This window comes from Amphritea sp. (assembly GCF_048266285.1).
Taxonomy (GTDB): Bacteria; Pseudomonadota; Gammaproteobacteria; order Pseudomonadales; family Balneatricaceae; genus Amphritea.
Genome location: NZ_JBLWZV010000009.1, coordinates 21,767 through 34,130 on the forward strand (window position 1 = coordinate 21,767; position 12,364 = coordinate 34,130).

Consider the following 12,364-nt stretch of genomic DNA (forward strand, 5'->3'; position numbering starts at 1 on the left):
ATCCTGTTTTGCGTTTCATCTTCGGTTCCTTTTTAATAACCGACCGTTCATTAACCCCAAACAGTTTATGCGGCCACCTATGACGCTATCCGTAAATACGACAGACCCTGGCGCTATCTTTCGCCATAGCGGCTTCATGCTTGTAGTACTAGTACTACTCATCAATACAGCCCAGGCTGCCGATCAAGATCGGGTGATCCGGGTAGGCGGTGATTATAACTATCCCCCCTACGAATTTATCAATGAAGCCGGTGAACCCGATGGTTATAACACCGAACTCACCCGGGCGATTGCCGAAGTCATGGGCATGAATATCGAGATCCAACTGGGGGATTGGGATGCCCTGCGTAAACAGTTTGAAAAGGGTGAGATCGATACCATGCAGGGGATGATCTATTCCGATGACCGGGCGAAAAAATATCGTTTCTCGCCTCCCCATGCCATCGTTCATCAATCTATTTTTGCTCGCAAAGGCACGCCAAAAGTCTCTCAATTGGCCGAACTTCAAGGCTATGAGGTGATCGTTCAGCGGGGTGGCATTATGCACGATTACCTACGGCAAAATGATGTCGGCGCTAAGCTAATACTGGTGGATACCCATACGGCAGCGTTGCGTCTACTCGCCTCAGGGCAACACGACTATGCTCTCGTGGCCAATCTACCCGGCCTCTACCTGGGTAAAGAGTTAGCACTATCGAATATCGTTCCGGTTGGCAAACCCTTCGGAGCACAACACTATGGTTACTCGGTGCTGCATAACAATGAAGAACTGCTATCCCAGTTCAGTGAAGGCCTCGCCATTCTAAAGAACACCGGCCGACAGCAGGCTATCTATGATCGCTGGCTCGGCCCACTGGAAAATACTGGCTTACCCTGGAAGCGAATTGGTCAGGCGGCAGCGCTGATCTGCGCCCTGCTATTGATCGTGCTCGGCGGGATTGTTATCTGGAACCGCATGTTAACCCGGCAGGTCAGCCGTCGTACTGCCGAGTTGAAACTACAGCAACAGCAGCTATTACAAGCCGACAAAATGACCTCATTAGGGATTTTAGTTTCCGGTGTCGCCCATGAGATCAACAATCCTAGCAGTCTATTGTTATTAAATCTGCCGGTGCTCAAAGAGGTCTATCAAGACTTAGAAGAGATTCTCGAAACCCACTACCGCACCCATGGTGATTTCTATATGGGCGGGCTGACCTACAGCCGTATGCGTGATGAAATTACTCCGATGCTCGATGATATGCTGGCGGGGACACAACGCATTCGCCGGATCGTCGATGATCTGCGGGATTTTGCCCGACAAAGTCCTGCCGACTTAAGCGAAACCGTCGACCTAAATGAGGTGCTCGCAACGGCGATCCGTTTGGTGGATAACACCATTCGCAGCTCAACCAACCATTTTAGCGTCGCCTATGGCGCACAGTTGCCACCCTTTAAAGGCAATGCGCAACGGATCGAGCAAGTAATTATTAACCTGATCGTTAATGCCTGTCAGGCGCTCGATTCAACCGAGCAAAGTATTAGCATCAGAACCTTTTACCGCAGCAAAGAACAAACCCTGTGCCTCGAAGTCCGAGATCAAGGCTGCGGTATCGAGCCAGAAAATATGCCCCGCCTGAGTGATCCCTTTTTCACCACCAAACGTGAACAGGGCGGCACTGGATTGGGCCTATCGGTTTCAACCAGTATTATTCAAGAACACGGCGGCAACCTGATCTACGATTCAACCCCCGGTCAGGGTACGCTGGTCACTCTACTGATCCTCTCAATCCAGGAGCCAACAGCCTATGAATAACCGTCGCTACCCCAGCTTTGGCGTGTTACTGGTGGATGATGAAGCGTCTTTTTTGCGTAGCTTGAGCATTGCCCTCGAACGCCTCGGCGGAATCAATCATATCTACCGTTGCGAAGATAGCCGACAGGTGATGACCATGATTGAGCAAGAGCCTATCGGCCTCGTACTGCTCGATCTAACCATGCCTCATCTATCCGGTGAAGCCTTGCTGCAGCAGATCGTCGAAGAACACCCGGAAGTCGGGGTGATTATCATCAGCGGTTTAAACCAGTTGGAAACCGCCGTTCAATGTATTCGCCTTGGCGCCTTTGATTATTTCGTTAAGACCACCGAAGAGGGTCGACTGATCGAAGGGGTGCGACGCGCGATTCAGTTGCAAGAGATGCGCCACGAAAGCCAAGCCATGCGGCAACGCTTTCTCACCGACACCTTAGAACGACCCGAAGTATTCGCCGATATCATTACCCAAGACAAAGGGATGCGTTCGGTGTTTCAATACCTAGAATCCATCGCTGCCAGCAGTCAGCCGGTGCTGATTATGGGGGAAAGCGGCACGGGTAAAGAGCAGATCGCCCATGCCCTGCACACCCTAAGTAACGCCAGTGGACCATTAGTCAGCGTCAATGTCGCCGGGTTAGACGACAATGTCTTTGCTGACACTCTGTTCGGTCATCAGCGAGGCGCATTTACCGGGGCCGATAGTGCCCGGGCGGGGATGATTGAACAAGCGGCGGGAGGTACCCTATTCCTCGATGAGATTGGTGATCTGAGTCTAGCATCTCAGGTAAAATTACTGCGCCTCCTACAAGAGGGAGAATACTATCCTTTGGGCAGCGATCGACCCAAACGAATTCGCGCCCGCGTAGTGGTCGCCACCCATCAAAACCTAGAAGCTAAGCAACAATCCGGCGAGTTCCGTAAAGATCTCTATTACCGTTTGCGTATCCATCAGGTTGCTATTCCCCCGCTACGGCAACGTAAAGGCGACATCGCCCTACTGCTAGAATATTTTCTCGCCCAAGCGGCCGAAGAGCTACAAAAGAACAAACCCACCATTCCCAAAGAGCTGCCGGTATTACTCGCTAATTATGATTTTCCGGGCAATATTCGCGAGCTTCGGGCGTTGGCCTATGACGCCATGACGCAGCACCGCTCTAGAATGCTCTCCATGGATATCTTCCGTCGGGTTCTCAACCAAGAGATTACCCCAAGCGAACCGGATAGCGATGCCGGTAACCCACTGTTTAATCCCGATCAACCCCTGCCCACGCTACAACAAGTGGGAGAATTACTGGTCGAAGCGGCCATGGAACGGGCCCAAGGTAATCAATCACTGGCCTCACGATTATTGGGCATTTCTCAACCAGCCCTCAGCAAACGGTTAAAAAAGAAACAACTTTAAACTGCCTTCCTCGCTCGTTGATACACCGCTTCGCACACCGTGATCGAAGCGGCTTCCCTCTTATTAATGGCTCTTAAACCCCTATAACCTTCGCTATGGTTATAACCCAGATTAACAGCCTTAACTATATGATTTATATGCATTAGCCATCCATCAAAGTCTAATTCTATGCCTTTCGTTATACCCCTTCGAGGTTTTAATCGCCGATAAAAAATAAAATTTATACCCTCAAAAACAACGTGTTACAGAAATTACGCCCTGTTGGCATCTTCCCTGCTATGTAAGACCTATCAATCGTTGTGCATCGTCCCGCACTTGTACTGTTGAATCGACGGTACTGCGGAATTGATGGTAATGGTTTGAATTAAACAGAACGAATTAACAGACATTGTAAGCACAGGTGCCATTAGGACACCGGTTACAGAATAAGAATCCTCGAGGATAGCAACATGGCTGAAACCATACAGGTACTCCATCAAGAAAATGGTCGCCGAGAGAAAGATCTACTAGGCGAAGCGTTGGTTCCTACCGACGCCTATTATGGTATTCAAACCCAACGAGCGCAGAAAAACTTCGACCTTAGCGGCATTCCCGTCAGCCACTTCCCTCAGCTCGTTGAAGCCTTAGCATTGGTCAAACTGGCCTGCGCCAGAGCCAATAATAGCCTCGGACTGCTCGATGATAAAAAAACCTCGGCAATAGAGAATGCAGTGAAAACCGTATTGGCCGGTCAACATCATGATCAGTTCGTGGTTGATATGATTCAGGGCGGTGCAGGCACCTCCACCAATATGAATGCTAACGAGGTCATCGCCAATATAGCGCTCGAGCAGATGGGCCATGCCAAGGGCGAATACCGCTACCTACACCCCAACAATGACGTCAATATGTCGCAATCGACCAATGATGCCTACCCTACCGCGGTACGATTGTCGATTTTGCTAAAGCACGGTGTATTGGTGAAAGCACTGGCCTCGTTACGGGATGCCTTTGCGGCCAAAGGTGATGAATTCGCCGATGTCATTAAAATGGGGCGCACCCAACTGCAAGACGCGGTGCCTATGACCCTCGGGCAAGAGTTCAAATCCTACGCTAGCACCCTGAGCGAAGATATTGACCGCATTGCCGGCCTATCTGAACTACTCAAAGAGATTAACCTCGGCGGCACCGCGATCGGCACCGGCATCAATACTGACCCCGAATACGCCAAGCTTGCCGTCAACAACCTCTCCGAACTTAGCGGTTTCGAATTCAAACGCGCCTCTGACCTAGTAGAAGCCAGCTCTGATATGGGTGCCTTTGTTCTGTTTTCCGGCATGCTGAAACGTCTGGCGGTAAAACTCTCAAAAATATCCAACGATCTACGCCTGTTGAGTATGGGTCCACGTTGCGGCCTGTCAGAAATTAACCTGCCCGCACAGCAACCCGGCAGCTCTATCATGCCCGGCAAAATAAACCCCGTTATTCCCGAAGCGATGAACCAAGTCGCCTATCAGGTTATCGGCAATGATCTGGCCGTCACCATGGGGGCTGAAGCCGGTCAACTACAGCTTAACGCAATGGAACCGCTGATCACCTATAACATTCTCGAATCCATCCGCATGCTAACGCAGGCGATGGATATGCTGAAAAACCGCTGTGTGCGAGGCATCACCGCCAACCGCGAACGCTGCCAAGAACTGGTTGACCAAAGCATCGGAATAATTACCGCCGCTGTGCCGTACATCGGCTATGACAATGCTACCCGGATTGCCAAAGCGGCCCTCGATAGTGGCCGTGGTGTGCTGGAACTGATCAGAGAGGAAGCCTTAATGAGTGAAGAAGCGCTGCACGATCTACTTACCCCGAGCAACATGATTAACCCACAACGTCGGCAAAAATAACCTAACCCACGACATAAGCCTAAGGCGCTTCATTGCGCCGATACAATAACTATACAAAGGATAAGACTCATGCCAAATAGCAACACGACTGACAACCGCGCTGGATTCTGGAGCGGCCTGGTTCTATGGAAAAAAATACTCGTCGGAATGATACTCGGCGTTGCCGCAGGTGCGATCATGGGACCCGATGCCGAGATGCTTAAACCGATCGGTACCCTGTTTATTAACGCCATTAAAATGTTGATCGTACCACTGGTATTCTGCTCTCTGGTGGTCGGTGTAACGTCCATGCAAGACACCCGTAAAATGGGCCGCATCGGTATTAAATCAGTCATTCTCTATTTGGGCACCACTGCTGCCGCGATCACTATTGGACTTGGCCTAGCCACTATTTTCACCCCCGGCGCAGGGCTCAATATGGTCATCACCGATACCGCTGCCGTGGGCAAAGAAGCCCCGACACTGGTACAAACCCTACTCAATATGATTCCGAAAAATCCGGTTAACGCACTGGCAGCCGGTAACATCCTGCAAATTATCGTCTTTGCGCTGGGATTAGGTATCGCCCTGACCATGAGCGGTGAGAAAGCGGAACCCGCTATTAAACTGTTCGAAAGTCTCGCAGAAGCGATGTACAAACTGACCGAAATGGTGATGAAATTAGCCCCTTACGGCGTATTCGGCCTGATGGCTTGGGTCGCAGGTAAATACGGCATGGATATTCTCTTGCCGCTGATTAAAGTAATTGCCGTGGTCTATATCGGTTCAGTGATTCATGTGCTGGTGTTCTACACCGGCTTGGTTAGCATCGTCGGTCGCCTTAGCCCAATTCCCTATCTGCGTGGTTTACTCAACCCTGCGGCGGTTGCTTTCACGACCACCAGTAGTTCAGGCACCCTACCTGCTACCATCAAAGCCTCACAGGAAGAGATGGGCGTTTCCAAAAGCATCTCAAGCTTTATTCTGCCCCTTGGCGCAACCATTAATATGGATGGCACCGCGCTCTACCAAGGTGTTTGTGCACTCTTTATTGCCCAAGCGTTTGGTGTGGATCTAGCGCTTTCTGATTATGTGTTAATCATCATGACCTCAACGCTGGCCTCTATCGGCACCGCTGGTGTACCAGGCGCAGGCCTGATCATGCTGTCATTGGTATTAACCACTGTTGGTTTGCCCATCGAAGGACTTGCCATTGTCGCCGGTATCGACCGCATTTTGGATATGGCACGCACCAGCGTGAATGTCTGTGGTGACCTGATGGTTTCGGTTCTCGTTGGCAAAAGCGAAAATGAGTTAGACGAGTCGGTCTACAATAAATCGACTGACGCGGATACCGCTCGCATCTAAATCAGCGGCACAAGCACACTAAAATCCGGTCGACCCAATGACGACCGGATTTTTTTGTTTTATAGCTTATCCCGCCCATGGGCTGCATTAAAATCAAGCTCAGGCCCCAACGGCACCACTCTGGTAGGATTAATCGTCGGATGACTATAGTAATAGTGCTGTTTAATCTGCTCAATATTGACCGTCTCGGCGACCCCCTCCAGCTGATACAACTCACGCATATAACCACTGATATTGACAAACTGCCGTAACTGTTTGAGATTGCATTTAAAGTGGCCGTGATACACCGCATCAAAGCGAATCAAGGAGGTAAATAAACGCCAATCCGCTTCGGTTAACGAGTCCCCGGAGAGATAACGTTTGTGCGCCAATATGGTTTCGACCCGCTCCAAACCATCAAACACGGCTGTTACATTATGCTCATAAGCGGCTTGAGTCGTGGCAAAACCAGCCCGATAGACGCCATTATTAATATCGTTGTAGATCCATTCATTCAGTTGCTCAATCTCAACCCGTTTCGCTGCCGGCCAATAATCTAGGGGATTCCCCGTCAGCTCATCGAATGCCGAATTAAACATACGGATAATCTCCGCTGATTCGTTACTCACAATGATTTGTTGCTGCTTATCCCATAACACCGGTACTGTTACTCGACCGGTATAATCTGGCTGCACCCGGGTATACAGTTGATGCATAAAGGCCGACTCATAGAGATCATCACCGCTAGAACCACTGGCGCGATCAAAACTCCAACCCTGATCCAGCATATGCGGGCTGACCACCGACACACTAATCAGCGTCTCTAACCCTTTAAGTTTACGAAAGATCAGGGTCCGATGAGCCCAAGGGCACGCCAATGACACATACAGATGATAACGCCCCGGCTCGGCTTTAAAGCCGGCTTCTCCGGAAGGGCCTGCGCTACCATCGGCAGTAATCCAATTCCGAAAGCCCGCCTGTTCACGCACAAACTCGCCTTTTGAGTTCTTAGTTTCATACCAACGATCATGCCACTTGCCTGCGATTAATAATCCCATCTCTATTCCCCCCTCACTTGTCGCCGACCACTCAAACGGTTTTTGCCGGTGATGACTATTCTGTTAACAACGATAAGGTTAATGACGATATCGCCGATCAAACAGCCTATTAGCACTTAAGCCTTAGTGCTCTGTCGCCAGTGATCAACACTGTACGCACCTGGTCCATGGGCAAGCAGCAGCAGAAAACCACCGGCGATGGCCATATTTTTCCAAAACATAATGGATTGAGTTTGATCCGTCAGGTCAAAGTGAAACAGCAGTGCTGATGCCAGGGTAAAGAGCGCCATCCCAGCCGCGGCAAAGCGGGTCAGCAAGCCCAATAAAATCGCCAATCCGCCAAACACCTCAGTTACAATCACCAGCGGTAACAGCGCACCGGGTACCCCGACACTCTCCATATAGCCGACAGTGCCTTCATAGGCTGTGAGTTTGGCTAATCCCGCCATAATAAAAATAGCGGCCAGCCCTAAACGAGCGAATAATGAAGCGGTTGCGGAGTAGTTCATGAGTCATCCTAAGCGTCTGTGTTAAGTAATGCCTCCATATTAGCTTTCTATTTTTTAAAATAAAATTACTTAATTTCGGACTTTGTGTTCGATAAATTAGAAACATCTTCCTCGCAGCACTGATGTAATAGCTCGGCAATTCGCTGTAATCCGGGGCCTTGATCATGTTTGGCATAGTAAAGTTGTAAAGTTATCCGCCGACGACCACCGACGGCTAACGGTATCGGCCGAAGTACCTCTTGGCTCAAGAGACAACTGATACGCGTCACCGGCACCCAAGCAAACCCCATACCCCGGCAAATCATCTCAATAGAGGTCGCAATATTACTCACCGTCCAGCGCTCGTCAGCTTGCAGCCAACCGGAATCAACCTGCTGCTCCAGCGCCGAATCTCGGGTGACCAGTTGTCGATAATTCATTAGATCGTCGAGCTGTAGTGGCTGAGCTTCGCTATAGCGCCTAAAGATAGGATGTTCGGGTGAGGCAACCGCCATAAAATCCACCGTAAACAGCGGTTCGGCCATAAAGTGGGCAACCCCGGCCCCCGCAATGGCCAAATCAACCTGCCCCTTGATCAATGCTTCTGCGGCACCGGAAAGGACAGTTTCATAGAGCTGAATGCGAGTGTTTGGATATTCATTAGAAAATCTCTGCAGCACAGTGCCGATATATTCCGGCGGAAATATTTGATCCACCGCTATCGATATTTCCGCTTCAGCGCCTGCATGTAAACTGGCCGCTAACGAGTCAATATTAGCGGCAGATTCCAACAGATGCTCCGCCCGGTGCAACAGTAAACGGCCAGCATCAGTCAAATAAGCTTTACGGCCCTTCACTTCAAGCAGCTTTACATCCAGCATCTGCTCCATCTTTTGAATCGCATGATGAATGCTCGACTGACTCTTATGCACAACCGCCGCCGCATGGGCAAAGCCACCATGATCAACCACCGCTTTGAGCATACGCCACTGTTCTAAAGTTACTTTCACACCAAATCCTTTCTAATAAATAGAATATATAACGCTATTTATACCGATTTTTATTCCATAATAAAGGATTATTATAAAGCCATAGCTTGATTTGATTCGACCGATAGCAGCATCGCAGGAGACCCCATATGCCCATTCACATCATCCCGAGCCATCCGTCATCCGACGGTGCTGGCGTCAAAATACAGCGTGCTCACGGCTTTCGTGATAACGGTCTCGATCCTTTCTTAATGCTCGATGAAATTCGTTCGGATAATCCGGATGACTACGGCTCCGGCTTTCCCGCTCATCCACACCGGGGCATCGAAACCCTCACCTATATGCGTCATGGTGGCTTTGTACATGAAGACCATCTAGGCAATAAAGGCGCAATTATAAGCGGTGGGGCACAATGGATGTCTGCCGGACGGGGCATCATTCACTCAGAGATGCCGCTGCAGCAAGATGGCTTAATGCACGGTTTTCAGCTGTGGATAAACTTACCCGCCGAACAAAAAATGAAACCGGCCGACTGGCGGGATATCAACCCTGAACAACTGCCTTGGCAGCCCTTAACAAAAGCCGAGCTAAAAGTGATTGCGGGGCAATACCGCGTTATAAGCGCCGTAGATGACACAATAGCAGCCGACCGACAGTCCCAAACGTTCAGCGGGCCATTACAACAGCTTCCCGGTGACGCCGCCGTGGCCGACCTGCGTCTTCAATCAAACAGTGATATTCGCCTTGAACATAGCGCCGAGCGAATCTTACTCATCTATGTTTATCAAGGTGAGATGAGTATCAACGGCCAACCACTGGCAACCTCGCAGATGGCCAAGGTAAGCGCTGCCGACAGACTGCAACTGTGTTCAGCGGAAGGCGCCGGGGCGTTGTTATTAAGTGGTCAGCCATTAAATGAACCGATGGTTCATTACGGCCCTTTTGTGATGAATACTCAGGCGGAGATCGATCAAGCCATTCGTGCGTATCAACAAGGCACCCTGACCGATTAAAAGGACAAATTCACCGCCGGATAGACCATCCGGCATCCCCCCCTTGGCTTAAAACATGTTTCTGCGCTTATGCTGACTAAAAACTTATTTACCAGCGTATCAAAGTACTTACCAAAGAGCTTACTAAAACCCATCGGCGATCAATTTCACACCGATAATCAGCAACATCCATAAAATAATTCGGTAAAACAACTGATCATCCAGCTTCTTATGGATGACTAACCCCAATCGCGTGCCGATCCAAGCAATGGGCGCCAACACGAGCCCAACTAACAGGTTGTCCGTATTGATCTGCCCCAAGGCGCCATAGGCAAAAAGTTTAACGAAATTAACAGTCGCTAGAAAAACCACCGCAGTACCTAAAAACTGCTCTCGAGGGAGTTTCATTGGCAGCAGATAGAAGTTCATCGGCGGCCCACCGGCATGGGCGACAAAACTAGTAAATCCCGCAACTGTGCTGGCAATATAGCCGATCACCGGTGAATTACTGCGCCCCAGCCGTGAACCTTTAAGTAAGCCCCAGAGGGCAAAACCAATCGATAAAACGCCCAATAACATGCGCAAAATATCATCGTTCAGATAACCGAACAGCCAATAACCGACCAAAATACCCACGATCGCCCCAGGCACCATAACCTTCAGTAGATCAACCCGTTTACTGTGCCACCAGGCTCGTACACTGAAAAAGTCCATTAGAATCAGCAACGGTAACATGATAGCCGCAGCCTGCACCGGCCCGATATACAACGACATCAATGGCACACTAATCACCCCAACACCACCAGCGAAGCCGGATTTAGAGATCCCAGTGATTAATACGCCCAGCCCGGCTAACAACCAAAAAGCGGCACTAAAAGATAACAGTTGTTCCATATGATTCCCCATAAAAACAGCATTTTATCCTGATCGGTAACAAGAGAAAACTCATCACCGTATTTACAGCCCGGCGCTGACAGGGTAAAACTAACGGGAACTGTTTCGACTTGCGAACCCACATGATCAGAATAAAACGCGCTTCAGACCGGGGATATGCCCATTTCGGCTGGCTTGAATCTCGACATGTTTTCTCTTTTGGTAGTTATTTCGATCCAGACTGGATGGGCATATCCGAGCTACGGGTCGCCAATGAAGACCTCCTTCATCCCGGCGCAGCCATCGACCCGAGCACCCATGTCGATATGGAAGTTATCTCTGTTATTTTAGACGGTAAAAACCTACACACAGACTCCCTTGGAACTCGCAAGTTACTCGAAGGCCGCAGCCTACAACTGCTCAGCACCGGCACGGGCACTGAATTCATAGAGCAGAACGCCTCCCTCGAAACCACTCTTAAAATGCTGCAATTCTGGGTCGTACCTGAAAAAACCGGTCAAACACCGCGCTATCAATGGCGTAAACTGCTTAGCCGTGAAGGTGTGCAACTGATTGTCTCAGCCGATGGTCGGGAAGACTCCCTACAAATAGGCCAGCAAGCCGAGATGTATCAATTTCGCTTGCAGCACAAAAGTTATGGCTTACCGACCTCTGAATACGGATTTCTATACCTGTTTCGCGGCCAACTAGAAGTGAATGGCAGTATTTTAGAAGCCGGTGATGCAATGCTGTTTGAAGATGAGCCGATGATCTCACTAAGGGGTATCAGTCGAGCCGAAGGTTTTTACTTCACCCTTCCCTGAGCCTTTAACCCCTTCCCCACGGCCACCGCTAATAAGCGCCTACCCCATAGGCCGAATCTCCCCGTGTCTAGCCGTGCCCCATATCCACAAGACAACGCGTTGCCCTCCCTAACAAACGACGATGAAAGTAACAACAACGATCAAATTGTGATCACATAAGACTTAATCTGGTATTCAAACAAAGCGGGCGAGATATCCATGAAAAGTACGATGTCATAAAAACTTTACCAAATTTATTTTGCATTGCACAAAAAATTCGCTATATTGTAGTTGCACTTTGCTTTTTGAGCCACTAATTTGGCTTACTTCGACCCGGCGCCCGCCGGGTCATTTTTTTCCGCACCGCAACAAACAAGCATCAAAAAAGCCTTAAACATCGTTTTTTATGAATATTTAAAGCCCAGATATTCAAACTAGTTTATTTAGTGATCAAATAACGATAAACGCTAGCAAAGCTCAGGCACATCCATTACCAATGATTTTCAGCTGACTGATTAGCAAACGACAATGGTGATGAAGAGGCACGATCGAATTGTTACGCCTCAATAAGCTCACCAAAAGCTCATCTCAAAAAGCCCATTAGCGATTGTCTATGACGACACTTAAGCCAATGAGAAAGCCCCGCGCTGGCGGGGCGACATGAAGCATGTAAGCTCGTTAATACTCTCTCTTGGTGACCCCAACGGATTGGGGCTATAACCCTCTGTCAGTGCAGAGTAACTAGATACTAGTAC

The 12,364-nt window shown here is 49.5% G+C and carries 10 protein-coding genes; 6 read left to right on the forward strand and 4 right to left on the reverse strand.

Annotated elements, in window-relative coordinates:
• The first annotated feature begins 79 nt into the window (after positions 1-79).
• The 4 genes from ACN0T0_RS11650 (at position 80) to ACN0T0_RS11665 (ending at position 6,427) form a co-directional block, all read left to right on the forward strand.
• Positions 80-1,795 carry a transporter substrate-binding domain-containing protein gene (locus ACN0T0_RS11650; RefSeq protein WP_417226249.1) on the forward strand — a complete coding sequence of 572 codons (1,716 nt, stop codon included), beginning with the start codon at positions 80-82 and terminating at the stop codon, positions 1,793-1,795.
• Complete coding sequence (locus ACN0T0_RS11655; RefSeq protein ID WP_417226251.1) at positions 1,788-3,197, forward strand: sigma-54-dependent transcriptional regulator; 1,410 nt, start codon at positions 1,788-1,790, stop codon at positions 3,195-3,197. The genes ACN0T0_RS11650 and ACN0T0_RS11655 overlap by 8 nt, the downstream gene beginning before the upstream one ends.
• Positions 3,198-3,646: 449 nt before the next feature.
• The gene (locus ACN0T0_RS11660; RefSeq protein WP_417226253.1) at positions 3,647-5,080 is read left to right on the forward strand and encodes an aspartate ammonia-lyase; all 1,434 of its coding nucleotides are present in this window, start codon (positions 3,647-3,649) and stop codon (positions 5,078-5,080) included.
• Between the two features lie 69 nt (positions 5,081-5,149).
• Positions 5,150-6,427 (forward strand): dicarboxylate/amino acid:cation symporter, encoded by a 1,278-nt coding sequence (locus tag ACN0T0_RS11665; RefSeq protein ID WP_417226255.1) that lies wholly within the window; start codon positions 5,150-5,152, stop codon positions 6,425-6,427.
• Between the two features lie 59 nt (positions 6,428-6,486).
• On the opposite strand, the gene ACN0T0_RS11670 is transcribed toward ACN0T0_RS11665, so the two are convergent.
• The 3 genes from ACN0T0_RS11670 to ACN0T0_RS11680 form a co-directional block, all read right to left on the reverse strand.
• Entirely contained in the window at positions 6,487-7,464 is a 978-nt protein-coding gene (locus ACN0T0_RS11670) for a glutathione S-transferase family protein (protein WP_417226257.1), read from the reverse strand.
• 116 nt (positions 7,465-7,580) lie between these two features.
• Positions 7,581-7,973 carry a DoxX family protein gene (locus ACN0T0_RS11675; RefSeq protein WP_417226259.1) on the reverse strand — a complete coding sequence of 131 codons (393 nt, stop codon included), beginning with the start codon at positions 7,971-7,973 and terminating at the stop codon, positions 7,581-7,583.
• Between the two features lie 65 nt (positions 7,974-8,038).
• The gene (locus tag ACN0T0_RS11680; RefSeq protein WP_417226261.1) at positions 8,039-8,962 is read right to left on the reverse strand and encodes a LysR family transcriptional regulator; all 924 of its coding nucleotides are present in this window, start codon (positions 8,960-8,962) and stop codon (positions 8,039-8,041) included.
• A 128-nt stretch (positions 8,963-9,090) separates the two neighbouring features.
• Here ACN0T0_RS11680 and ACN0T0_RS11685 point away from each other — a divergent pair, with 128 nt between their 5' ends.
• Entirely contained in the window at positions 9,091-9,954 is an 864-nt protein-coding gene (locus ACN0T0_RS11685) for a pirin family protein (protein ID WP_417226263.1), read from the forward strand.
• Between the two features lie 123 nt (positions 9,955-10,077).
• Here the strand turns inward: ACN0T0_RS11685 and ACN0T0_RS11690 are convergent, their stop codons facing one another.
• Complete coding sequence (locus ACN0T0_RS11690) at positions 10,078-10,827, reverse strand: sulfite exporter TauE/SafE family protein (protein WP_417226265.1); 750 nt, start codon at positions 10,825-10,827, stop codon at positions 10,078-10,080.
• Between the two features lie 122 nt (positions 10,828-10,949).
• Between ACN0T0_RS11690 and ACN0T0_RS11695 the strand changes: the two genes are divergently transcribed.
• On the forward strand, positions 10,950-11,630 hold the full coding sequence (locus ACN0T0_RS11695; protein ID WP_417226267.1) for a pirin family protein: 681 nt from the start codon (positions 10,950-10,952) through the stop codon (positions 11,628-11,630).
• Positions 11,631-12,364: the final 734 nt, after the last annotated feature.

What these genes read in the sequence shown, in the direction of transcription:
- ACN0T0_RS11685 (WP_417226263.1), top strand. Translation starts at nt 9,091, where the DNA reads ATGCCCATTCACATCATCCCGAGCCATCCGTCATCCGACGGTGCTGGC.
- ACN0T0_RS11695 (WP_417226267.1), top strand. Translation starts at nt 10,950, where the DNA reads ATGATCAGAATAAAACGCGCTTCAGACCGGGGATATGCCCATTTCGGC.
- ACN0T0_RS11675 (WP_417226259.1), bottom strand. Translation starts at nt 7,973, where the DNA reads ATGAACTACTCCGCAACCGCTTCATTATTCGCTCGTTTAGGGCTGGCC.
- ACN0T0_RS11670 (WP_417226257.1), bottom strand. Translation starts at nt 7,464, where the DNA reads ATGGGATTATTAATCGCAGGCAAGTGGCATGATCGTTGGTATGAAACT.
- ACN0T0_RS11655 (WP_417226251.1), top strand. Translation starts at nt 1,788, where the DNA reads ATGAATAACCGTCGCTACCCCAGCTTTGGCGTGTTACTGGTGGATGAT.
- ACN0T0_RS11650 (WP_417226249.1), top strand. Translation starts at nt 80, where the DNA reads ATGACGCTATCCGTAAATACGACAGACCCTGGCGCTATCTTTCGCCAT.
- ACN0T0_RS11660 (WP_417226253.1), top strand. Translation starts at nt 3,647, where the DNA reads ATGGCTGAAACCATACAGGTACTCCATCAAGAAAATGGTCGCCGAGAG.
- ACN0T0_RS11690 (WP_417226265.1), bottom strand. Translation starts at nt 10,827, where the DNA reads ATGGAACAACTGTTATCTTTTAGTGCCGCTTTTTGGTTGTTAGCCGGG.
- ACN0T0_RS11665 (WP_417226255.1), top strand. Translation starts at nt 5,150, where the DNA reads ATGCCAAATAGCAACACGACTGACAACCGCGCTGGATTCTGGAGCGGC.